Origin of the sequence: Aquimarina sp. Aq107 (assembly GCF_943733665.1) — a bacterium.
GTDB lineage: Bacteria > Bacteroidota > Bacteroidia > Flavobacteriales > Flavobacteriaceae > Aquimarina.
In genome coordinates this window covers 5,393,658-5,418,553 of sequence record NZ_OX030782.1, presented here as the reverse complement: position 1 = coordinate 5,418,553, position 24,896 = coordinate 5,393,658, and the positions used below count along the sequence as shown (strand labels likewise).

General features: G+C 32.2%; 17 protein-coding genes. 9 read left to right on the top strand and 8 right to left on the bottom strand.

All coding sequences use genetic code 11. From position 1 onward, the window contains the following. On the bottom strand, positions 1–3,093 hold the full coding sequence (locus tag NMK29_RS23480; RefSeq protein WP_108805021.1) for a SusC/RagA family TonB-linked outer membrane protein: 3,093 nt from the start codon (positions 3,091–3,093) through the stop codon (positions 1–3). 279 nt (positions 3,094–3,372) lie between these two features. Then, positions 3,373–5,058, bottom strand: a complete 1,686-nt coding sequence (locus NMK29_RS23475) for an alpha-glucosidase (protein ID WP_108805020.1) — start codon at positions 5,056–5,058, stop codon at positions 3,373–3,375. Positions 5,059–5,760: 702 nt separating this feature from the next. On the opposite strand from NMK29_RS23475, the gene NMK29_RS23470 reads away from it, so the two are divergent. Together NMK29_RS23470 and NMK29_RS23465 are read left to right on the top strand one after the other, a co-directional pair. Then, positions 5,761–6,792: a LacI family DNA-binding transcriptional regulator gene (locus tag NMK29_RS23470; protein ID WP_108805019.1), complete on the top strand. Its 1,032-nt coding sequence runs from the start codon at positions 5,761–5,763 to the stop codon at positions 6,790–6,792. A 196-nt stretch (positions 6,793–6,988) separates the two neighbouring features. Next, the gene (locus NMK29_RS23465) at positions 6,989–9,040 is read left to right on the top strand and encodes a glycoside hydrolase family 65 protein (protein ID WP_108805018.1); all 2,052 of its coding nucleotides are present in this window, start codon (positions 6,989–6,991) and stop codon (positions 9,038–9,040) included. A 2-nt stretch (positions 9,041–9,042) separates the two neighbouring features. Here NMK29_RS23465 and NMK29_RS23460 read toward each other — a convergent pair whose 3' ends face one another. The 4 genes from NMK29_RS23460 to bglX all read right to left on the bottom strand — a co-directional run bounded on the left by NMK29_RS23460 (position 9,043) and on the right by bglX (position 17,529). Beyond that, a complete protein-coding gene (locus NMK29_RS23460; protein WP_108805017.1) occupies positions 9,043–10,056 on the bottom strand; it encodes a LacI family DNA-binding transcriptional regulator in 1,014 nt (337 codons plus the stop codon). A 21-nt stretch (positions 10,057–10,077) separates the two neighbouring features. Then, positions 10,078–12,864 (bottom strand): LuxR C-terminal-related transcriptional regulator, encoded by a 2,787-nt coding sequence (locus tag NMK29_RS23455; RefSeq protein WP_108805016.1) that lies wholly within the window; start codon positions 12,862–12,864, stop codon positions 10,078–10,080. Between the two features lie 138 nt (positions 12,865–13,002). Beyond that, complete coding sequence (locus NMK29_RS23450; protein WP_108805477.1) at positions 13,003–15,276, bottom strand: glycoside hydrolase family 3 N-terminal domain-containing protein; 2,274 nt, start codon at positions 15,274–15,276, stop codon at positions 13,003–13,005. 3 nt (positions 15,277–15,279) lie between these two features. Further along, the gene (gene bglX / locus NMK29_RS23445) at positions 15,280–17,529 is read right to left on the bottom strand and encodes a beta-glucosidase BglX (RefSeq protein WP_108805015.1); all 2,250 of its coding nucleotides are present in this window, start codon (positions 17,527–17,529) and stop codon (positions 15,280–15,282) included. 719 nt (positions 17,530–18,248) lie between these two features. Here bglX and NMK29_RS23440 point away from each other — a divergent pair. From NMK29_RS23440 to arsM, 7 genes are all read left to right on the top strand, one after another. Continuing rightward, positions 18,249–18,584 (top strand): arsenosugar biosynthesis-associated peroxidase-like protein, encoded by a 336-nt coding sequence (locus tag NMK29_RS23440; protein WP_027394949.1) that lies wholly within the window; start codon positions 18,249–18,251, stop codon positions 18,582–18,584. A gap of 60 nt (positions 18,585–18,644) precedes the next feature. Beyond that, positions 18,645–19,700, top strand: a complete 1,056-nt coding sequence (gene arsS / locus NMK29_RS23435; RefSeq protein ID WP_108805014.1) for an arsenosugar biosynthesis radical SAM (seleno)protein ArsS — start codon at positions 18,645–18,647, stop codon at positions 19,698–19,700. A 2-nt stretch (positions 19,701–19,702) separates the two neighbouring features. After that, positions 19,703–20,389, top strand: a complete 687-nt coding sequence (locus tag NMK29_RS23430; protein ID WP_108805013.1) for a DUF2064 domain-containing protein — start codon at positions 19,703–19,705, stop codon at positions 20,387–20,389. Between the two features lie 109 nt (positions 20,390–20,498). Beyond that, a complete protein-coding gene (locus NMK29_RS23425; RefSeq protein ID WP_027394946.1) occupies positions 20,499–20,999 on the top strand; it encodes a rhodanese-like domain-containing protein in 501 nt (166 codons plus the stop codon). Beyond that, positions 20,999–21,610 (top strand): TIGR04282 family arsenosugar biosynthesis glycosyltransferase, encoded by a 612-nt coding sequence (locus NMK29_RS23420; RefSeq protein WP_027394945.1) that lies wholly within the window; start codon positions 20,999–21,001, stop codon positions 21,608–21,610. The genes NMK29_RS23425 and NMK29_RS23420 overlap by 1 nt, the downstream gene beginning before the upstream one ends. Then, complete coding sequence (locus NMK29_RS23415) at positions 21,607–22,419, top strand: purine-nucleoside phosphorylase (protein ID WP_027394944.1); 813 nt, start codon at positions 21,607–21,609, stop codon at positions 22,417–22,419. The genes NMK29_RS23420 and NMK29_RS23415 overlap by 4 nt, the downstream gene beginning before the upstream one ends. A gap of 29 nt (positions 22,420–22,448) precedes the next feature. Continuing rightward, positions 22,449–23,417, top strand: coding sequence for an arsenosugar biosynthesis arsenite methyltransferase ArsM (gene arsM / locus NMK29_RS23410; protein ID WP_108805012.1), 969 nt, complete (start codon positions 22,449–22,451; stop codon positions 23,415–23,417). A 54-nt stretch (positions 23,418–23,471) separates the two neighbouring features. On the opposite strand, the gene NMK29_RS23405 is transcribed toward arsM, so the two are convergent. Both NMK29_RS23405 and NMK29_RS23400 read right to left on the bottom strand, forming a co-directional pair. Further along, the gene (locus NMK29_RS23405) at positions 23,472–24,461 is read right to left on the bottom strand and encodes an NADH oxidase (RefSeq protein WP_254097300.1); all 990 of its coding nucleotides are present in this window, start codon (positions 24,459–24,461) and stop codon (positions 23,472–23,474) included. Further along, positions 24,424–24,693, bottom strand: a complete 270-nt coding sequence (locus NMK29_RS23400) for a hypothetical protein (protein WP_254097298.1) — start codon at positions 24,691–24,693, stop codon at positions 24,424–24,426. Before NMK29_RS23400 ends, NMK29_RS23405 begins: the two co-directional genes overlap by 38 nt. Between the last annotated feature and the right edge of the window lie 203 nt (positions 24,694–24,896).

Genomic DNA, 24,896 nt, shown 5'->3' with positions numbered 1-24,896 from the left:
TTAAAACGTTGCATTTATACCAAATGTATAGGTTCTTGGTCTTGGAAAGGCTGTGTAATCAATACCTGCTGTAGGTATACCGTTTAGTGGAGCACTCACATTTACTTCTGGATCTAAACCACTATAGTCTGTAATAACGAAAAGATTTTGTCCATTCGCAAAAAGTCGAAGACTTTTAAAAACTCCTTCTCCAGATAATGGCCAATTATATCCAATTGATGCTGACTGTAATCTTAAGAAATCTCCTTTTTCTAGGAATCGTGTAGATACATCAGGAGCATTAGATGCCGATTCTCCATTTGTTAAAACATCTGTTGTAACATTCCTTCCTCCATTTATACTACCCGCTGTAAAAAATGCATTAGCTGTATTATTATAAATGTAGTGTCCATATTGACCCGCAAAAAATACTGATGCATCCCAATTTTTATATTCAAAACTTGTTGAGATACCAAGATTAATATCTGGCAAGGCACTTTTACCTACAAACTCCTGAACATCTCCATTAGGATAAATAGATTGACCATTTGCATCAAACCCTGCGAATTCTCTTAAATAATAAGAAAAAAGTGGTTGATCTTGAGCTAATAATTGTGCAAAAGCTCCTGTCAATCCTTGTCCACTAATCTGACCTGATTGAATTTGCCCATCAAAATTCTGAAGTTCGTTCTTATTATATGCAATGTTAAATCCAAAATTCCAGTTTAACTCATCTTGTTGAATTATATCATAATTAATCGCAAATTCAACCCCTTGATTAATCACATTACCATCAATATTGGTAAAACTGAATGGCTGCGGAGTAGGCTGAGCGTTTGCAGCACTTAATAATAAATCCTTTGTGTCTTTATGATAAAAATCTACTGTACCAGTTAAACGATCTCCAAAGAATCCAAAATCAATACCAACATTAGCTTGGCTAGTTTCTTCCCATTTCAAATCGTCATTAACAAAAGATACTTGACTCGTTCCAGGAGCATTGATAACACCATCTTGAGCAATTCCTCCAGGACTAAACCTACGTCTAATTGTAAAGTTACCAAATCCAAGTCCATCTTGATTACCTGTAATACCGTATCCAACTCTCAATTTTAAGGTAGAAAAAGCTTCTCCTATAAAATCTTCTTGGTCTAACTTCCAAGCAAATGCACCGGAAGGAAAATACCCATATCTATTATTAGGTCCGAATCTTGATGAACCATCTGCTCTTACTGTAGCTGTTAAAATATATTTATCAGCAATTGTATAAATACCTCTAACAAAATATGACTGTAACTCATCTGTAAAATCGAATGTATCTCCTAAAACTGAAGAAACTGGTGTAGAAGGTGCATTTAAAGCTTCTCCTTGTACTATATCAGGAAATAATCTATTTACGAAAGATCCGTTTGGAGCTACACCATACTGCTGGAAAGATCCTTCAATTGAACTTTCTATCAAATTAGCTGAAGCTTCTAAACTATCACCCATTTGATCTAAATCTGTTGTCCCAAATCCGAAACCTTGAACGATCCTACCTTCTCTACCAAAATCTTGATAAGAAAATCCTGCAAGTGCAGATAATTTAGAATTACCAAACTCCTTTTCATAGTTTACAGTAAATTCTAAAAGTCTATTCTCTACATCAATATCATTAAGAGTACCTCTTCCATTTCCAGGAGCTCCATTATTGAAACCAGTTATGTTACCAGATAATACATTTATAGCCGTGGACTCCGAATTATCATATCCTAAATTTACCTTAGCACTTAATTCTGGTGTAATTGCATACTCCGCAGAAAAATTAACTAAATATCTATTTGTTTTAGTTTCATTTTGACTAAAATTAAGCAGTGCTAAAGGATTAATGTTTGATCCTCCTGGTTCAAAACCTGTTTGAGCTGGCCATGTCGGATTAGCGGAATAAGCTGCTCCTAATAAATCACCCTGAAAACCAGCATTATTAGTAATTGGTGGAGCTTCATCATTTACTCTGGATAAAGTACCTTGTAAGTTTAATTTCAATTTATTATTGAAGAAACGGTGAGTAGCATTAATTCTACCTGTAATTCTTTCTAAAGAACTTTTCTTTACCACACCAAATTGTTTACCATAACCAAAAGATGCTCTTACATTTCCATTTTGGTAATTATGAGAATATGATAAACTATTGTTTATCGACTCTGCTTGTCTAGTGATTTCATCTTGCCAATCTGTATTAGCACCAAAGTCCTGAGCAGAAACATTACCTCCAAATTGATCTATAGCTGCCAAATATTGTTCTCTATTTAATAAATCAAATTCTTGAGCAGGTTTTGCTATACTAAAAGAAGAAGAGTATTCAAAAACTCCTTTTGGAGCTCCTCTACCAGCCTTAGTGGTTATAATAACAACACCATTAGCACCTCTTGATCCATATATCGCTGTAGCGGAAGCATCTTTAAGAATACTTACACTCTCTATATCATTTGGATTAATAAAATTCAAAGGGTTTCTTGCAGAACTTGTTCCTAATCCCAAATCACTACCTCCAGCTGCAGTATCATCTCCTGCTAATGGAACCCCATCCACTACAAATAAAGGGTTATTATTTGATCTAACCGAAGTTGTCCCCCTAATCCTCAAAGCAACACCTGCTCCAGGTTCTCCACTTGCTTGCGTAATCTGCACCCCCGCAGTTTTACCTTGAATAAGTTGTTCAGGAGAGACAATTGATCCTTGATTAAAATCCTCAGAACTTACCACTGCAACCGAACCTGTAGCATCTTTAATAGATTGCGTTCCATATCCAATTACCACAACTGCTTCTAATTCTGCAGCATCTTCCGTTAAGGTAACATTGATAACAGTTTTCCCATTAACTGATACCGCTTTCGTTTGGAATCCAACATAACTAAAAATCAAGGTAGCATCTTCTGCTACATTGTTTAACGTAAAGTTTCCATCGAAATCAGAAATCGCTCCATTGGTAGTTCCCCTTACGAGGACATTTACCCCAGGTATGGGTCCGTTTGCATCCGAAGTCACCCCTGTAACTGTGATCTGTGCAAACATCATATTCCCCGAGATAAATACTAAAAGAAACATGAGTTTTTTAAGTATCATACTTTTCATAATTTAGAGTTTGATTAAATTTAAATATTTAGTTGTTAATTATTATTACTTTTATCGTTAAAAATCTGAATTTTTCTTAAAAAATTAAGTAACAGGGGCATCCTAGTCATACTAGAACAATTGACAGAATTATAACCACAAATAAATATTTGAAAACAAAAGTTACAATTTTAAGATGCCCCTATGTTACCTCTTATAAAGGAATTTCTATCAGAAAAACTCCTTCGCTAACAAACAAAAACTAATTTCACTTTCTACTCGATTCATATTTGCTATACGTTAATTTCGTCCTAAATCCAATATCACTCCTTGATATGGTTTTAAAAGAATACTTTTATCCTCTATTAGTATATCCTCATAATTATTAATAAGAACCTTAGAACCATTACCAATACTACTTCCATTTTTATAAAAATAAGATTCTTCAGAACTACTAAAATTTAGTAACACCATTATTTCCTCTTCTCCAAATGTCTTTTTGTAGATATACAAATTAGGATTATCAAATTCTACTTCTTCAAAATCACCAAATACGAATACATCATGTTTCTTTCTTGTTTTTAATAAATTTCTATAAAAATTTAATATCGAAGTAGAATCATCATCTTGACTTTTAACATTTATATCTTTATAATTAGGATTTGACTTAAGCCATGGTTCATTTAAAGAAAATCCTCCATTTATTTCATCACTCCATTGTACCGGGGTTCTTGCATTATCCCTACCTTCTTTATTAATCATTTGCAGAGCTACATCTTCTGAATACCTCTTTGTCAATTGATTCTCATTATAAAAATTTAAAGACTGTACATCTCTTACTTGATCGATATTACTTAAGGATATATTGGTCATACCTATTTCATCACCTTGATAAATATTCAGAGTTCCATTTTGTGTAGACAACATTGTTATCAACATTTTTGCAGACTCTGAATGATATTTCGTATCGTCTCCAAACCTTGATACCATTCTTGCAAAATCATGATTACCCATAGCATTAGCAATCCAACCAGTTTGATGAACAGCATCTCTCCATTTCTTAAAGATTTGCTTTATTCGAACCAAATTAAACGGAGAAACTTCTTCAAATTTTCCATTAATGATCGTACATTCTAAAATGTCAAAATGATACAACATATCTAATTCCTTCCTATCCTCATTAACATAAAGCCCAACTTTACTATCATCAATTCCAACTCCTTCTGCTAACGAGAATGCATCATATTTACTTATTACTTCTTCGTTCATCTCCTTTAAATATCTATGAACGGTAGGACCATTTGCATAGACCTCTTCAATAATTTTTCTGAATCCAAAATCAGGTGCATCAGGATACCCCACAGGTTTTGAAATTAAAGGAATAACATCCATTCTAAAACCATCTACCCCTTTATCCAACCAAAATCGCATTGCATTATAAATCTCTTCTCGCACCTTTGGGTTTTCCCAATTAAGGTCTGGTTGTTTTTTTGTAAATAGATGTAAATAGTATTCCCCAGAGGCTTCATCTAACTCCCAAGCACTTCCTCCAAAAAAGGATTTCCAGTTATTTGGAACTTCCCCGTCTAAACCAGGTTTTTTCCAATGAAAATAATCTCTGTATGGATTATCCTTTGATTTCTTAGCCTCTTCGAACCATCTATGTTCATCTGAACAATGATTTGCTACAAGATCCAATATCAATCTCATCCCTCTATTATGGGTTTCTTTCAATAACTCATCGAAATCATCCATTGTTCCAAACTCAGGCATAATAGAGCAATAATCACTAATATCATATCCGTTATCATCATTTGGCGAACTGAAAATTGGACTCAACCAAATAATATCAACTTGTAAACTCTTTATATAATCTAATTTTTCTATTATACCTTTAAGATCTCCAATACCATCGTTGTTACTATCATTAAAACTACGCGGGTATATTTGATAAATTGTTCCTTTTCTAAACCAAGTAAGCTTCACTTAATATTCTTTTAATTTTTAAACAATCTTTACTCTTACTTACGATAAAGGATTTAGAAATTCATACTCTAAAAGTCGTCGAAAAAACAACGTATTAATAGATTCAACAAAAAAACAGTTAAAAAATATCGATATTCATATTTATTAAACCATTTGATTACCAAAACTACAACATTATTCGTATAGAATTTCAAACATCCAAATCTTTACATTACCTATACAATGGATAAAAATCAAGGCCAAAAACAACTCAACATGTTCTTTATCAATGTTTTAAATAAAAAAAATAATGTCTCTACAAAAACAAAAAATAAAGAAAGCTATCGATTAAGTATAGATTTTATATAGACATATACTTAATAATTTTCTATACAATCCTAAGAAAACTACTCATAATCATCTTATCAAACTACATTTCAATTTCTTAAAAAACGTACGCCTTAATATTATTTATTATAAATTAGCATAAGTAGTTCGCACATAAAAGTCTGAACACTTTATTTTGGGGGAAAAGTTTAGTATAACCTTATTATTGAATAGATCTAAACGCATCTATTGATTATAAGCTTAACGTTATTACAATTTACATAACAAATAACACCCAAGAGAAATAAATCTTCTATTAATACAATACAAACGTTTGTATTATTGTTTTTTTAGTCAAATTAAAGATTTATTGATAATTTTTTAATACTAATTTTAATGGGTTTTAAAAAAAGAAGAGTAAAACTTGAAGATATCGCAAGAAGACTTAATATTTCTATTGCAACTGTATCACGTGCATTAGATCAAAATCCTAGGGTAAAGAAAAGTACTCAAGAAAAAGTGTTTAAAATGGCAAAGGTTATGGGATATATGCCCAACCAAATTGCTAAAAGTCTTAGTTCTGGAAAAACTAATATTATAGGTGTTCTAATTCCTAGATATGACGAACCCTTCTTTATTGAGGTATGTAGAGGAATTGATCAATATGCAAGAAATCATAATTATAAAATATTAATTAGTTCTTCTAGAAATTCTTATAAATTCGAAAAAGAAAACTTGATTTCATTTGAAAGAGGTCTTGTTGATGGGATTATTCTATCTCCAACTCATGAAACAGAAAACGTTGCACATTTAAATGATCTGATTAACAAAGGAATGCCAATTGTATTATTTGACAATATAAGAGAAGAAGTCTCAGGAGCTGATCATGTTTTGATAAATGATGAAAAAGCTTCTTATGAAGCTGTAGAATTTCTTATCAAAAAAGGAAACAAGAAAATTGCGTTTATCGGAGGTATTAAACAAAAGAAAGTATTTCAGGATAGATATAAAGGATATATTTCAGCATTGGAAAATTACAACATCCCATTATATGATGAATTAGTATTACATTGTAATTCGTTGGATAGGGAATTTGAAGACAAAGAAATTCTTGATTTTTTTAGTAGTCTAAAAATCTCTCCAGATGCTGTTTTTGCTTGCACAGATAACTACGGGCTCTTAACAATGAAGACATTATTAAAGATTGGAAAAAAAATACCGGATGAAGTTGCAGTGATCGGCTTTGGTGATCTAGGTCCAGGAGAAGTATTTGTTCCTACTTTAACCTGTGTATCTCAACCTAGTTTTGAAATGGGGCAAAAAGCAGCAGAACTCTTAATCAAACAACTTAATGAACCCGATGACATCGATCATAAAAAAATAATAATTAAGTTAGAAACAAAATTAACAGAGCGAGAAAGCACCTAAAAAACTAGTAAAGTAATCTACTAAAAGTATTGATGAATTTTAAACAAATCTTCTGTTTTTCAAAAAATACAATAATACAAGCGGTTGTATTATTGTATTTAAACATCTGATCTTAATTTTTAAATCTTCTTTAGTAAATTGAGTAAACCATTTATTATAAAACGCTTATAACTCAATTTATTAAAATCATCGCATTATGCAGTTTAAGAATTCATCGAACTCACTTATTTTAATTTTATTACTTCTTTTTATTATTAACCCTATTAATGCGCAAAAAGAGGGATGGACATTAACCACCAAGGAAAACGCAAATTACACTGGCATTGTAACAGCTAATGGGAGAATTGGAATTCTCCCTTCTTCTAATATATTAGAGATAGATAGGATTATTCTCAACAACGTTTATGACAAAGAATCTCCACTTGGAGTTAGCAGAATACTTTCTGGAATGAACTTCGGGAACCTTGATCTATACATAAACAACACCAAATTGAACAACGATAATATTAGTGGCTGGAAACAGACGCTAAATATGAAAGAAGCAAGCTTCACAACTTCGTTTAATTATAATTCTATTGCAGAAGTATCATACACCATATATGCTCTTAGAAATGTCCCTTACTCTGGATATATTGATTTCGAAATAAAAGCCTTAAAAAATATCGACATTAAGGTGGTAGGCAAAATAAATACACCAAAAGAGTATCAAACTCCATTGAGTACCTTTAGAATATTAAAAGATGCTGAAACAACAATGCCAATTCTTCAAACAGTTGCCAAAAGTAGATTAGGTAAACATACTGTCGGAACCTCTGCTACTTTTGTATGGCATAACGTCAATTCTGGGAGAGAAGATCAGCGTCCCGAATTGACTCATACTAAAATCTCGGAATATGATAATCGATTATCTTTTCAAAAAAAAATTACTAAAGGAAAACAGTATAAATTTGCTTGGACTGCCGCTCAATGTTCAACTCAAGATTTTTTTGATCCTCAAAATGAAAGCGAACGTTTTGTGATCTTCAATCTACTAACACCTCAAAAAGATCTATTAGATCAGCACAAAAGTTTATGGAAAGACCTATGGAAAGGGGATATTATAATAGATGGAGATCTACAGTCTCAGTTAGATGTAAGGTTAGCTTTGTATCATTTATATGCATTCTCCAGAGGTGATTCTAACCTTAGTATCGCACCAATGGGGTTAAGTTCGCAAGGGTATAACGGCCATATTTTCTGGGATACCGAATTATGGATGTATCCACCATTATTAGTATTAAATCAGGACATTGCTCGTTCTCTAGTAAATTACAGGTCCGATAGATTGGATGTAGCAAAAAGAAAAGCAATTAATTTTGGATACAAAGGAGCAATGTTTCCTTGGGAAAGTGATGATACTGGAGAAGAAGCAACTCCTGCTTGGGCATTAACAGGAACTTTTGAACATCATATTACGGCGGATGTAGGTATTGCCTTCTGGAACTATTATCGAGTAACTAAAGATAAAAAATGGCTTAAAGAACGAGGATATCCTTTATTAAAAGAAGTAGCTGATTACTGGGTAAGTAGATCAACTAAAAACTCTGATGGATCTTATTCTATCAAAAATGTAGTAGGCGCCAACGAATTTGCCCCAAATGTAGATGACAATGCATTTACCAATGGATCCGCAATTACTTGTCTACAATATGCTTCGCTTGCAGCCACTGAAATAGGTGTTACTCCAAATAAAACTTGGAATAAAGTAGCAGATAAAATTATCATTCATAAGTTTAAAGATGGAACCACCAAGGAACACAGCACATATTCGGGAGATAGAATAAAACAAGCAGATGTTAATCTTTTATCGTATCCTCTTGACATCGTTACTGATAAGGAAACAATTTTAAAAGATTTATCATATTACGAACCTAAACTTGCAGAAGAAGGACCTGCAATGGCTCAAAGTGTATTTGCTGTTATTTATGCTCGTTTAGGCGATGCAGAAAATGCGTTCAGACTTTTTAAAAGAAGTTATGAACCAAATAAAAGACCTCCTTTTGGAGCATTAGCAGAAGCTGCTACAAGTAACAATCCATATTTTGCAACTGGAGCGGGAGGAATGTTACAAACTGTTATTTTCGGTTTCGGAGGACTTCATCTTACAGATAACGGAATTATCCAAAAAAAACCAATATTACCATCTGCTTGGAAAAAATTAACTATTACTGGAGTTGGCCCAGAAAAGAAAACATTTATAATTGAGTAACACTAATTGGTGGAGTCCCTAAGTATTAATGAGGTATTAACAATCTCTGTATTGGATTTATAATTATTTTCTGAGGTGTCTGATATTCTATCAAGCAGCATTTTTGCTGCTTTTGTCCCTAACTCTTCAGCGTGTTGAGAAACTGTAGTTAATTTAGGATATGAATGCTTAGACAATATACCATCTGTAAAACCAATTACAGAGATTTCATCCGGTATCTTATACCCTAACTTATTGGACATATTTATTGCAACGGCAGCAGCAGTCTCATCCAATCCAAGTACTGCATCTATTTTATTATTTTTAATAAAAGATTCTATCTCTTTCTCTTCTGTTTCAATATTTTTTACTGGCAGCTCTATTAAAGTAACTCCATCATTTGCCGAAACTTCTTCTCGAGCACCTTCTAACCTTAGTCTACCAACACTAAGATCAAAAATAGTTGATATTACGGCTATATTTTTACATCCTGTTTTTATCAAATGTTTAATCGCAGTTTTTGATGCATGCTTATCATCAACAATCACTTTATCACAATCCACTTCACCACTTACCCGATCAAACATGATTAATGGTACATTATCTCTTTTCAAATCTTTGAAATGATCAAATTTATTAAGCATTTGCGTCTCCTTACTTAACGCTAAGATAAAGCCATCAACACTACTATAATTAAGCATTTCTACATATTCAACCTCTTTTTCATAAGATTCATTAGTTATGCAGGTAACTATTTTATATCCATTTTTAGACGCCTCCTGTTCAATACCAAATAACACCTTAGCATAGAAATGATTAAGAATCTCTGGCAACAGAACACCTATTGTATTGGTTTTATTACTTTTTAGGCTTACTGCCAGCGCATTAGGCTTATAATTATAAAAATTAGCAAGTTCATGAACTCTATTGATGGTTTTCTGACTTATTTCTGAATCATTTTTTAATGACTTAGATACTGTAGAAATAGACAAATTCAATTCCTTTGCCAGCTGTTTTAGGGTAACCTTTTTTCTCATGACCTTAATGATTAGAAATCCTTACTTAAGACTTATAAGGATATTAGTCAAATTATCTTTGGAGCCTAAATTAAGCTTTTTTCTTAATCTATGCCTGCTTACATCGACACTTTGTGAACTAATTCCTAATAACGGTGCAATTTCTTTTGAAGAAAGGTTCATTTTTAAGTATGCACATAACCTTAAATCCTTGGAAGTAAGATTAGGGTAATTTTTCGAAAGTTTTTCGTAAAATTCTTGATGTGATTTATCAAAATTAATCTCGAACAGCTTACTTTCTTTATCTGTAATGTAATAGTCCACTAGCCTAACCAATTCATTATAGCTATTGGTTGGAAGTTTTTGATCAGAAGCATTTTGTACCTTAACAATTTTGTCTTTTATTTTCTTTAAAATTTTATTTTTATTAAGGTTAACATATGCTATTTGAGTTAACTCTCTGCTCTTAGCTTTTATCTCATCTTGAAGTTTAGAATTATTCAATTCAATAATCTTATGTTCTTGTTCTAATTTCTGAGCGCGATGTTCTTCTTCTTGTTTTTTAAGTTTTCTGGCTTTTTCTTCTAACAGAATTCGCTCTTGTTTTTTCATTTTATATCGATTAATTCCTATAACCGAAATAACTAGTAATAAAAACAACAATAGATATAACAGATATGCCCAATTTGTTCTATAAATAGGTGGCTTTATGGTGAAACTAAAATTACTCTCTCTATAGTCTCCATTATATTTAGCTCTAATTTTAAAAGTGTAATCTCCTTCTTTAAGGTTAAACAGTGTTTTTTCAGTTGCAGTGGTATTTTCACTCCATTCGTTATCATTTAAACGAGTTTGATATTCGATTTCTTGACCATAAATAGGTAATGCATAATTAATTTTAAGATCATTATCAGAAAAGGGTATTTTATCATCAAAATTATATGACTTACCACTATTAACAGAAACAAAATTTCTGATTAAAATTTCACTTTTAATACCCTCTTTAATCGTTTTTTTATTCTTAGAATACATGGCAAAACCATTAAACACAGGTATAACCTTATGAGCATTACTTAAGGAAAAAACATTAACTACATCTGGAACAAGTTGATCTTCTAATTCGTGGAGCACCGTTAATCCCTGCGAATCCTCTACAACGACTTTATCATTATCTAAATACCAAATTTCATCTCCTTTTTTATAAATACGAGGTGCATATCCTCTATCAACTCCTATCTCGGATTTCTTGAAGTTATTAGTGTTTTCTGAATAAGTATAAGAATAAAAATTAGATGTAATTACAATCTTATTTTCTACTTTAGAAAGTGATAATCTATTTCCATCAAAATCATTTATGGGATAAAAACCAAGCTTTTTTAATTGCTTATTTTCATAATCCAAACTAAACTTGAAAACACCATTACTTCCTAATGCTACCCAGATATTATTGTTTTCATCTACTTCTAGATAACGCCCTGACTTTTCGAATCCAGCTAATTTATAACCTTCCCATTCTCCATCTTTTTTTTGATACAAAGAAACTCCGTTATAATTTCCAGATATTAAGACTTCTTCTTGTCCCGAAATCTTAAATTTTCTAAAATTCCATGCTCCTAAATCTTCTCCCATTCTTGTCAGAACCTTCCCTTCTAACGAATAAGCACCTTTGTCATGACCTACATATATTTTATCATCAACCTTTTCTATATTCCAAACTTGGCCATTAAGTAACAATTCCAGTTCATCGTTAGTATTAGAACTTATCTTATTTCCAACATACAAACCTTGATTAGTTCCTAGATAAGACAATCCTCCCTCTTTTACCACGGCATACGTAGTCCCAAGCTCTCCATAATAATCGTAGTAATACGTAAGTGGAGAATTTAACTCTACATAATCCACTCCATAATCTAAGGCTAACCAAAGATTATCTTCATAATCCTGGTAAATAGAAAGAATTGTGTTGTTTTGCAACCCATTTCTTTTATTAATGTTGTGAGTTTCTCCAGAATTTAAATCTAACAAATACAGTCCGTTAGAAACCGTTCCCAATGCAATTCTATTATCCTTAAGTTTAAGAAAAGAAAATATCTGAGCTTTTTGAATATCATTAGAATCAGAAAAACTAATAGGTATCAATTGATCTCCCTGAAGTTTAAAAAGTCCCTTTGTATCTGTTATAATAATTAAATCTTGATTAACCTTTGTAACTCCTATAATATTCTCATTTATATCAGGATCACTTACTACAGGAATCAAATTGGTTTCTTCTAACCGAAAAATACCATATTTAAGATCATTAACATATATCTGATTATCTATATTGTAACTCCACTTAAATCGATATGGAGCTGGGATTTTCGTAATAATATTCCCTTGATTAACATACAAATTCCTGAAAGTTTGAAAAACAATCTCTTTATTAATGAAATGAGTTCTCCAATACTCTTCAATATCTGCAGCAACATCTTTTTTGTTATTTCTTAATGGTTGAATCTTATAATCTTCATAACCATTATTAATTAACATACCATGATGTCCATCTGCACCAAAATAAATAGTGTCTTTATTCTTAACAAATAAACTTCTATTTACCATTTCAGGATTTGTAGCTACTGATGTCCAATCGGTTCCATCAAACACCAACACTTCATTCCCATTAGCTATATAAACTAAACCATTTTCATCCTGTTTAACATCCCAAGATTGAGCATTAAAACCCATATTCTTAGTATCATAGTGCGTTATTTTAGGAAGTGTTTTATCGCTTATAGACTGGGAAAAACCCGAAACAACTAAAAAGTAAAATATAATAGAAATACGACACATTAGACAAGTTTTTACATCAGTAAGCTTATCAAATATACCATTAAAATCTTAACACATTACACAAACTATAGGTTTGTAAAATATTAATAAGCTATCAATATTCATTTTAAACAAAATGCAAATATTAAATCTTGATAATTATTTAAGCTCAAATTTTTTCTTTAAATCTCCAATACTAATTTCAAATTCCCCCGATTCAGCAATTGTTTCCAAACTTTCGTTTACAAAAGACAATTCGTCTTTTGTTATTGTAAAAGAAACTTCTTTTGACTCTCCTTTGTTTAAATCTATTTTTTCATATCCTTTTAAGGCACGAACCTCTGGTGTAATACTAGCGTAGAGATCACTAACAAACAAAAGCACAGCTTCTTTTCCTTTTCTATTTCCAGTATTAGTAACTTTTACAGATACTTTAATTGATCCGTCTTGCGTCATTTGAGTAGAACTTAATGACAAATCACTATACTTAAAACTAGTGTAAGACAATCCATCACCAAACTCATACTGCTGATCATAATCCGATTCATAATAATTAGATACAGCAATGTTATCAGAATGTTTATGATTATAATTCACAAAAGCATGAGGATGTTTAGGATAATTTATTGGCAATCTACCAGATGGATTTTCTAAACCAAACAACAAATCTACTAAAGCATCAGCTCCATAGTTTCCTGGTAAATACCCCATATAAACCGCATCTACTAGAGGTTCTATTTCATTAAAAATAATCGGTCTTCCTTCTAATAAAACAAGTATTATCTTTTTTCCGGTTTTAGCTAATGCTTTGGTTAACTCTACTTGATCCTTTGGCAATAGTATTGAATTTATATTTCCTGGAGTTTCTGTATAAGAATTCTCACCTAAACACAATAATATCACATCACTTTGTTTTGCTGCTTTCACAGCTTCATTAATGTTGTTTTTTCCTTCAAAAGATACTCCTTGCGTAAATGTAGCATTACCTGATTTTGTAAAAGCATCAGCAATGGTGTTTTTATCTTTTGCATAATTATCAGCTTCACTACCTTGCCAATTATAAGACCATCCACCATTAAGCGATCTCATCGTATTTGCAGTTGGCCCGGTAACTAATATTTTAGATTTTCCTGCTATAGGTAAAATATTATTGTTGTTTTTTAACAATGTAAAAGATTCTAAAGCTGCTTTTTTACTAACCTCAGCAAACTTATCAGATCCAAAATCAGGATATTTTTTTGGGTCCGTAACAGGGTTTTCAAACAACCCTAATTGCATTTTAACTTTTAATATCCTGGAAACAGCATCGTTAATTCTTCCTTCAGAAACACTTCCTTCTTTCACTAATTCGACTAACAATTCTGAAAACTCAAAATCATGTGGAACCATACTCATATCTATTCCTGCATTAACTGAGATCTTAATAGCGTCTTTAATCGTCTCTGCAACTTTATGTCTAGTATGTAGATAGTTAATATCCGCCCAATCTGTAACAGCAATACCCTGAAAACCTAATTCGCCTCTAAGCACATCAGTCAATAAAAATTTACTAGCGTGTACTGGAACTCCATTAATTTCTCCAGAATTGATCATCAACGTTACCGATCCAGCATCTACAGCTTCTTTAAACGCAGGTAAAAAATACTGTCTTAGTTCTCTTTCAGGTATCCAAGCTGGTGTTCGATCTTTACCAGAAAGTGGAACACTATATCCTAGATAATGTTTCATACAAGAGGCAACCGTATTCGGATCCCCAAGAGTTCCTTGATAACCTTCTACCATGGCAACACCCATTGTTTTCCCTAAATAAACATCTTCTCCAAACGTTTCCCACAACCTAGGCCACAACGGATTTCTTCCCAACCCTAAAACAGGAGAGAAATTCCAAGGTATTGAAGACGCTCTAGTTTCATATGCAGAAATTTTTGCCGCTTCTTTTACCAAATCTTTATTAAATGTTGCTGCCAATCCTATCTGTTGCGGAAACAATGTTGCTCCGATAGTATAATTTACTCCGTGAATTGCATCAATACCATAAATAATAGGAATCTGCCTAGGAGTTTTAGCCGCTTCATCTTGAAAATTTTTAATAGTTTTATACCAATCTTGTCTAGATAGTGGTACTCCCGGAGTATTAAGTATTGAGCCTACCTTGTAAGTATGAATAGCTTTATGAACTAATGCAGAATCTAACTCATAGGGTTGTGCCGAACTAAACTGATTGTCGCCCTTGGTAACCACATCGAGTGTGATTTGTGTCATTTGCCCCACCTTTTCTTCAAGAGTCATCTCTGACAGTAACGAAGCTACTTTGTTATCTATTTCTGTATTCATTGCAGGGGTTTCTATCACAGATTCCTTTTTCTTTTTATTAACTTCAGAATCACAACTGATTACTGTTAGCACCAGCACTATTATATATAATTTTCGCATCATTTATTTTTTAAAAGAAAAATTAATTTCTAAATCTGTTTTTGAACTACCTCCAACGAATACTTTAAAATCACCAGGTTCAGCTTCCCACTTCTTATTGGCAGTATAAAATTGAATTGTTTTTTCGTCAATTTTAAAAGTTACTGTCTGGCTTTCTTTAGGGTTTAATTCTACTATTTTAAAGTCTTTTAACTCTTTAACCGGACGTGTTAAACTTCCAAACAAATCTCGAATATAAAGCTGAACTACTTCTTTCCCTTTTCTATCACCTACGTTAGTAACTGTCACAGAGACTGACAAATCCCCTCCAGTAGTAAAAGATGGCGAACTTATTTTAAAATCTTTATAATTAAACTTCGTATAACTTAATCCATGTCCGAAAGAAAATAAGGCATCATTCTTTTCATCAGTATAATGCGACCAAAACACCATTCCGTCAGCATTAACCGGTCTTCCTGTATTCTTTACGTTATAGTATATAGGTAATTGCCCAACATGTCTTGGAAAAGAGACTGGTAATTTACCTGAAGGATTATAATCTCCAAATAACACATCAGCAATTGCACTCCCTGATGTTGAACCCAAATGCCATGTCTCTAAGATAGAAGGTGCTTTTTCTGCAACATTAGAGATTGCCATAGGTCGACCATTCATAAGTACAACTACTATATTTTTGTTTACTGCATAAATCTCTTCGAATAATTTTTGCTGCGGTTTTGTCAATTCAATACTTACTTGACTTCTTGCCTCCCCAGATTGAAAAGCTTCCTCTCCAATAGCTAAAACAACAACCTCTGCATCTTTAGCTACTTTTACTGCTTCTTCAATACCACTAAAATCATCTCTATTCACTTTTAAATCCCTTACAAAACTCCTTTCTCCTACGCCTAGTTCCACTCCTTTTGCATATGATATTTTAGTAGTTTTTTCTACTTTAGATTTAATTCCTTCTAAAAGAGATACTGCAGAATTAGGTGTTGCCATACCTCTCCAACTTCCAATAGGAGTATCCTTATCATCTGCCAATGGTCCTATTACGGCAATACTCTTCATGTTTTTTTTAAGTGGTAGAATATTTTTATCATTCTTGAGCAAAACAATAGATTTTCTTGCTACATCTCTAGCCGCTTCTAAATGCTCTTTAGTATATATATCTTTTTTCTCACGATTTTCATCACAATATCTAAATGGATCATCAAATAATCCTAATTTAAACTTAACCCTAAGTATTCGCTTAGCTGCTTCTTCAATTAATTTTTCATCGACCTTTCCCTGTTTTACTAACTGTTCTAAACCTGCTTCATAAGCTCTACCTTCCATATCCATATCATTACCAGCGTTCATTGCTAATTCTGCCGCATGTGTTTTATCCTTAGCGTATCCATGAAATACCATTTCTGCAATAGAAGCCCAATCCGAAACTATAAATCCATCCCAATCCCAGGTTTTCTTTAGAATATCTCTCTGCAATCCTTTGTGTCCTGTTGCTGGTATACCATCAATTTCATTAAATGAACTCATCATAGAAGCAACACCTGCATCCACAGCAGCTTTAAATGGAGGCAACACAGTATTATGCAATTCATATTCTCCAATACTTACTGTATTATAATCTCTACCACCTTCTGCAAAACCATATGCAGCAAAATGTTTAGCGCAAGCCGCTAGTGTATTATTCTTGGACAAATCATCTCCCTGAAAACCTTCGATTCTTGCAACCGCAATCTTAGAAGCTAAAAAAGGATCTTCTCCAGCTCCTTCCATAACCCTACCCCAACGAGCATCTCTCGAAATATCCATCATTGGTCCAAATGCCCAATTTATTCCAGAAGCTGTTGCCTCTTTTGCGGCTATAGACGAAGACTTTTTTATTGCCTCTAAATCCCAACTTGCACTTTCTCCTAAAGGAATTGGAAAAATTGTTTTAAAGCCATGAATCACATCATACCCAAAAAGTAATGGAATCTTTAACCTTGAATTTTCAATAACCGTTTTCTGCAATTCCTTAGTTCCCGCTACAGAAGTGGCATTAAGCATTGCTCCCACTTCACCATTTCTAAGTTTTTCATATTTTTCTTTATTGCCTACATCAGAAGGTGGCCCAGTTACATCCCAGCTTCCATTATATAACACAAGCTGACCTATTTTTTCTTTTAGCGTCATAATAGCTATAAGAGAATCTACTTTCTTTTCTATACGATCAGAAGATTCTTTTTCCTTCTTATTTTGGGAGAAACTATATTTCGGTATCATTAAAAAAAGCCCCACTATAACTAAACTTACACCCCTAAAGTTATATTTTTTACAATTCTTCACTATACTTATATTTTAATTTTTAGCAATAAATGTATTTACAAATCTATCTTTCAAACCTTCTTAATAAATATCTACCTAAAAACACGTTAAAGAGTAAATAAATATTTTAGATTTTTTGTCATCAATAATGATAAAGCTACAACATTACATTGTATTTTAAACCAATCAATCAATCTTAACATTCTATGTACATGTAATGAACAAGGTTTCTTTCAAATTCAAAAATATTTAAAAATATTACTGTAAATCAATGATTTATACTTTTAAAGTGTTAAAATTTTAAAAAGAATCAGTATCTATGAAATCAAACCTAATATAGATTAAATAAATATTTTATCTAAAACCGCTTTATAGTTTCAATTGACAATAGTGTGATTTTTTTTAACCAAAACTGCATCTTAATATCTTAACAAGTACAACTAAAAACTTCTAAAATTGAAAACAGATTAAAACATTATTGAATTTTTAAACAATCTGTTTTTATTAGCTGGTTATAAATAATTTATAACAAAAACACTTAATTATTTAACATTAACTTTTATTTTATCTTCATAATGTTGACTTTAGTCTTTATTAAATAATTTGAGATTTATTGTAAGTTTTGATTCTTATTGTACGACTAATAATAAATGCTTGTAACTTAAAAACGACAACATATGTCTAAAACATATTATGATCCTGCGGATCTTAGGAAATTTGGAAAAATAACTGAATGGAGTGAAGAGCTAGGAACAAAATTCTTTGATTATTACGGAAAGGTTTTTGAAGAAGGTGCACTATCCGCTAGAGAGAAATCTTTAATAGCACTTGCCGTTTCGCATGTGGTAAAATGTCCTTACTGCATTGATGCTTATACTAAGGATGGACTTCAAAAAGGTATTACCAAAGAAGAAATGATGGAAGCTGTCCATACTGGAGCTGCTATAGAAAGTGGCGCAACCTTAGTTCACGGAGTACAAATGATGAATAAATATGAAAAGTTATCGATGTAAGACGATCACCTTGGTTATGGTAATCTGATAACGTGATACTATCAATGATAAAAATAATATATGGCTACTAAGTCACTTAAAAAGAGAAATAACGAACTAGCTGATTCTCATAGACAATTAGAAATTCTTAATAATGGAATCTTTGCCAATGGAGAGCTACCAAAGTTTGCAGATAAAATTGCAGAAATCGGACATAATCCACTACGTCCTAATAAATTAGAAATTCTACAAATCAATGTAGGATATATGTGTAATCAAGTTTGTGAACATTGTCATGTAGATGCAGGACCTGATCGTAAAGAAATTATGACCAAAGAAACTATGCTACAATGCTTAGAAGTCATAAGAAAAACCGGGGCGCACACATTAGATCTCACAGGAGGAGCTCCTGAAATGAATCCTAATTTTAGATGGTTTGTAGAAGAAGCGAGTAAAGCGGGAATTAAAGATTTTATCGTACGTAGTAATTTAACTATTATCAGAGCGAATAAAAAGTACTATGATCTTCCTGATTTCTTTAAAAAACATAATGTACACGTGGTTTCTTCTATGCCTCATTGGACTAGAGGAAAAACTGACAAGCAACGCGGAGATGGAGTTTTTGATAAATCCATAAAAGCACTGCAAGAACTTAACGAACGAGGATATGGGATGCCAGATAGTGATCTTAGATTAGATCTAGTCTATAATCCTTCAGGTGCTTTTTTACCAGGTGATCAAGTATCTATGGAAAAAGAATTTAAAAAAGCTCTTATAGAAGATTTTGGAATTCACTTTCATAATTTGTTTGCAATTACTAATTTACCCATCAGTAGATTTCTGGATTATTTAATTGCCTCTGAAAATTATGAAGATTATATGTACGCATTAGTAGAGGCTTATAATCCGTCGGCAGTGGCAAATGTAATGTGTACTAATACTATTTCTATTAGTTGGGATGGTTGGTTATATGATTGTGATTTTAACCAAATGCTAGATCTTAAAGTGGCTAGTAAGGTAAAGCATATTAGTGAGTATAATGAAGAATTACTGCAAAAGAGAAATATTATTATCTCACAACACTGCTATGGCTGTACTGCCGGAGCTGGTAGTAGTTGTCAAGGAACTGTAGCATAAAAATGAATAAAAAAACCGCCATATTAGTTTTTGCAAACTCTTCTAAAGAAGAGCTTCTAAACAAACCTATTATTGGTGGCGAAAAACTATTTACTGAACTTACTAAAAAAACACTAAGAGTCGTAGAAAGCTCTGGACTTCCTTTTTTTGTATTTACAGAAAAAAATCAAAGTGGTAGTAATTTTGGAGAACGTTTTGTAAATGCAATTCAAGACACTTATGCGCTTGGATATGAAAATGTAATTACAATAGGAAACGACACTCCCCACCTTAATAAAAAGCATTTATTAGATAGTGCTAAACAACTTGAAAATAAAAAATTTGTTTTAGGTCCATCATCGGATGGAGGGTTTTACCTAATGGGATTGCATAAATCTCAATTCAATTTAAGTACTTTTTTAGAACTTCCATGGCAATCAAAAAAACTAGCAAAGAGTTTATCAATAATGATAGATACTTCAAAAATTGAAGTGACTAGACTCGAAGTATTACATGATATTGATTCACTTGAAGATCTAAAAATTATAGCTAAGCTAAGTACTAAGTTCTCTAGAATTCTTACAACTATAATATCTCAGATTGTAAATACAAAAAAAGAGATATTCGATCGGAGTAAACAACTAAAAGACATTTATCTACTCTCCTCTTTTTACAATAAAGGATCACCTTCTTTCAGGGCTTACGTTTAATTAATTATTACTCTAGCCTTCTCTTCATAAAAAAGTTATCAATAACTTTTAGAAAACAAGTCCATATTTAATAATACAATGTAATGTTACAGCAGGTAACATATGTTATATGAAAACAATAATTGTAGTACTAACTTTTATTATATCACCATTTTTGGTTTTTAGTCAGAATTCGCTTAAAGAATTACTTGACCAATATAATAATGAAAGTATTCCATACATCTCAGTAAAAGAATTAAGTACCATAAAAGACAAAGTTATTTTATTAGATGCAAGGGAAATTATTGAATACGAAACAAGTCATCTAAAAGGAGCTATACATGTAGGGTATGATCAATTTAACATGGATTTCTTATCAGATCAAAACATTCCTAAAAAATCTAAAATTGTTGTTTACTGCAGCTTAGGAATACGATCAGAAGATATCTCAGAAAAACTAAAAGAAGCAGGTTACAATAATATATATAATTTATATGGAGGGATCTTTGAATGGAAAAATAAGGATCATAAAGTAATTAATGCTAAAGGAGAAGAAACAAACCAAATACATGCATTTTCCAGACAATGGGGGAAATGGTTACATAAAGGAAAAAAAGTATATAAAAAGTGATGGAAAAGAACCTATTAATGATCTTTACTCGAAATCCAGAATTAGGTAAGTGCAAAACTCGCTTAGCTGCTACTATAGGAAATCAAGCCGCTCTAGAGGTTTATGAGCTATTATTAGATCATACCGTAACTATTACCAAAAATCTTTCGGTTACAAAAGAAGTACATTATTCCACAAGAATTGGCCAAAACGATATTTGGGATCCAACCATATATAATAAAAAACAACAAGAAGGAAAAGATCTTGGAATTAGAATGTACAACGCTTTCCAAAACGGTTTTGAATCGGGATATACAAACATAATCATAATAGGCAGTGATATGTACGATCTAAGTCAGCATGATATAGAAAATGCTTTCGAAGCTCTGAAAAATAATGAGTATGTAATAGGTCCCGCAGAAGATGGAGGTTATTATTTATTCGGAATGAAATCTTTGAATTCAAAAGTTTTTCAAAATAAATCCTGGGGGACAAATACAGTATTACAAAATACATTAAACGATATACAACAAACTAACGTCAAATTATTAGAAGAACGTAATGATGTAGATTATTATGAAGATATCAAAGACATCTCCGTTTTTCAACATTTATTAAGCTTAGCAAAATGATTAAATACATTAAAGAAACAACTGAATACTTACAACAAAAAGGGTTTGAAAATCCTGAAATAGGTATCATATTAGGAACAGGTCTAGGGCAGTTATTAGAACAAATAGAGATTCTCAAAGAAGTAAGCTACAATCACATCCCTAATTTCCCAACAGCTACAGTAGAATTTCATAAAGGAAAACTAATTTATGGAAAACTAGAAGGTAAAAATGTAGTAGTGATGCAAGGTCGTTTTCATTTATATGAAGGATACTCGCTACAAGATGTGACATATCCAGTGAGAATTATGAATGAATTAGGAATCAAAACACTTCTTGTTTCTAATGCCTCTGGGGCCATTAATTTAAACTTCAAAAAAGGAGAATTAATGCTTATAGAAGACCACATAAACCTTCAGGGAGGTTCCCCGTTAGCATTTAAAGGTGTTGAGCAATTAGGAACACGTTTTACAGATATGAGTGCTCCTTATGATCAAAAGATCAGTAATAAACTGGAAGCAATAGCAAAAGAGAATAACATCAACTTACATAAAGGTGTATATGCATCTGTAGTTGGCCCACAGCTAGAAACTCGTGCAGAATATCGTTATTTAAAAATAATTGGTGCGGATGCTGTTGGTATGAGTACTGTTCCAGAAGTAATTGTAGCTAATCATTTAGAAATGAATGTTGCAGCTGTATCTGTTCTTACTGATGAATGTGATCCTGATAATCTAAAACCAGTTGATATCGATGAGATTATTGCGATGGCTGGAAAAGCTGAACCAGAAATGATTCTTTTATTTAAAGAATTAATAAAGTCATTATAAAAAACCCCACTTTAAAAAGAAAAAAGAATATGAGTTATTTAGAAACCACACACGATGTATATAAAGAAGCAGCATTGACTCCAGATATAGGATTATGTTGTACTACAAATCCTATTTGGGAATTACCTGGATTAAAAATACCAAAAATCATGCAGGAAATGAATTATGGTTGCGGAAGTACTGTAAATGCTCGTGATTTAACTAATAATCCAAAAGTTTTATATGTCGGTGTTGGAGGAGGAATGGAATTATTACAATTCTCATATTTCTCACGCCAAAAAAGTGGTGTAATCGGTATTGATGTAGTTCAAGAAATGTTAGATGCTTCTCATAAAAACTTTAAAGAGGCTGAAGAACAAAATGAATGGTTTAATAGTGATTTTGTAGATCTAAGATTCGGTGATGCGCTAAATCTTCCGGTAGAAGATAATAGTATTGATGTAGCCGCCCAAAATTGTTTATTCAACATTTTTAAGGCAGAAGATCTAAAAAAAGCAATTGAGGAAATGTATCGGGTATTAAAACCTCATGGTAGATTGGTAATGAGTGACCCTACTTGTGAACAACCAATGAATGACACACTTAGAAATGATGAACGATTAAGAGCACTATGTCTTAGTGGTAGTCTACCAATAGCAGAATATGTAAAAGCATTAACTGATGTCGGTTTTGGAACTATAGAAATTAGGGCTCGTAAGCCATATCGTATTCTAGATCCTAAAAATTATGAAACTGATGAATTAATCTATATAGAATCTATAGAAGTAGCTGCGATCAAAGATCCAATGCCAGAAGACGGACCTTGTATCTTTACTGGGAAAGCAGCTATTTATTATGGTGATGAAGATTATTTTGATGATAAAAAAGGACATGTTTTACTAAAAAATCAACCAATCGCAGTTTGCGACAAAACTGCTGGCGCGCTTGCTGATTTAGGAAGAAATGATATTTATATTAGTGAATCCACATATCACTACGATGGTGGTGGATGTTGCTAATACAATAAAATCAGAAATTATATCCCTAAAACAATGGTTTTAGGGATATTTCTTTTAAGACAACTTTTTTATCATTGCTTTTTTGAATTCATATAAAATCAAAAACATTGAGCACCATAAAGGGTTCATAGTAGTTTTCAAACCTTTGCCTTTAGAAAATCTTATAATCTGTCTGGCATAAAAACCACCTTCTGCTGCATCCTCAAATTGTTTTAAACCAGTCCTTAGAACTAGGTTCTTAAGATACGGTAATTCACCTTTTAGGAATTTTGGAATATCTTCTCTATTTGTTATAAATGGCCTCGCCATACCAACTAGATCTACCTCTCCATTGATCAAAACTTCATTACAAAAATCATAGGATCTAAAACCCCCTGTAACCATTAAGGGTAATTTACTAACAGCTCTAATCTTCTTGGCAAAATCAATAAAATAAGCCTCTCTTTGTTTGGTACTTTCCTTAAGTTCTGAGTCTTCTTCATTCATGGTAAAAAATGCTAGCTTCTCATAAGTTCCACCAGATATTTCAAGTAAATCGATTTTTTCTTCGTCTAACATTTTTATTACCTCTAACGACTCTTCTTCTGTAAATCCACCTCTTTGAAAATCGGCAGAATTCAATTTTACGGAAATTGGAAAATCGACCCCAACTACCTTTCGAACCTTTCTAATAATAGTAAGTAATAACCGACTTCGATTCTTTATATCCCCTCCCCAACTGTCGGATCTAACATTAGTATGAGGTGATAAAAACTGGCTCAATAAATACCCATGAGCAGAATGGATTTGAACTCCAGTAAAACCGGCTTCTTTAGCAATTCTAGCAGCTTGTACAAAACGTTCAATTACATCTTGTATATCTTTTTCAGTCATAGCTTTAGGTTTGCCAAAAAGTCCTAACTTTTTCAATTGTACTTCAGAAGGTGCTAAAGGGCTATTTGTACCAAACCTATTTGTTTGTCTTCCAGAATGAGAAATCTGTACCCATATATGGTTCCCATTCTTTTTACCTTCGTGCGCCCAAGATTTTAATTTGGGAAGCATTTTTTTCATCATCAAAACATACATTTCCTGCAGATTCTAGATGCTTTCGATCTATAACCACATTACCCGTTATTAATAAACCCGCTCCAGTTTTGGACCAATCTCTATATAACCGTTCATGCCCTTCTGTAGGTTCAAATTTGCTATTACTAATCCGCTCTGTCATTGCAGATTTTACTAATCTATTGCTCAATATTACCCCACAAGGAAGTTTAAAATCTGTACTAATCATATAAAAATAGTTCGATTACAATAATACGGAATAGGTAACTAACCTGCAATGTCAAAAAATAGCAATAACTATCTTTGTAAGGAGTGGCATAAACTTTGGACTAAGATCAAGTATTTAACGAATATTTAATATAGTATTGGTTATTTGGAAAACAAAAAAATAAACAAAAGTTGAACCTACTTAACCATTTGTAAAAACACTTA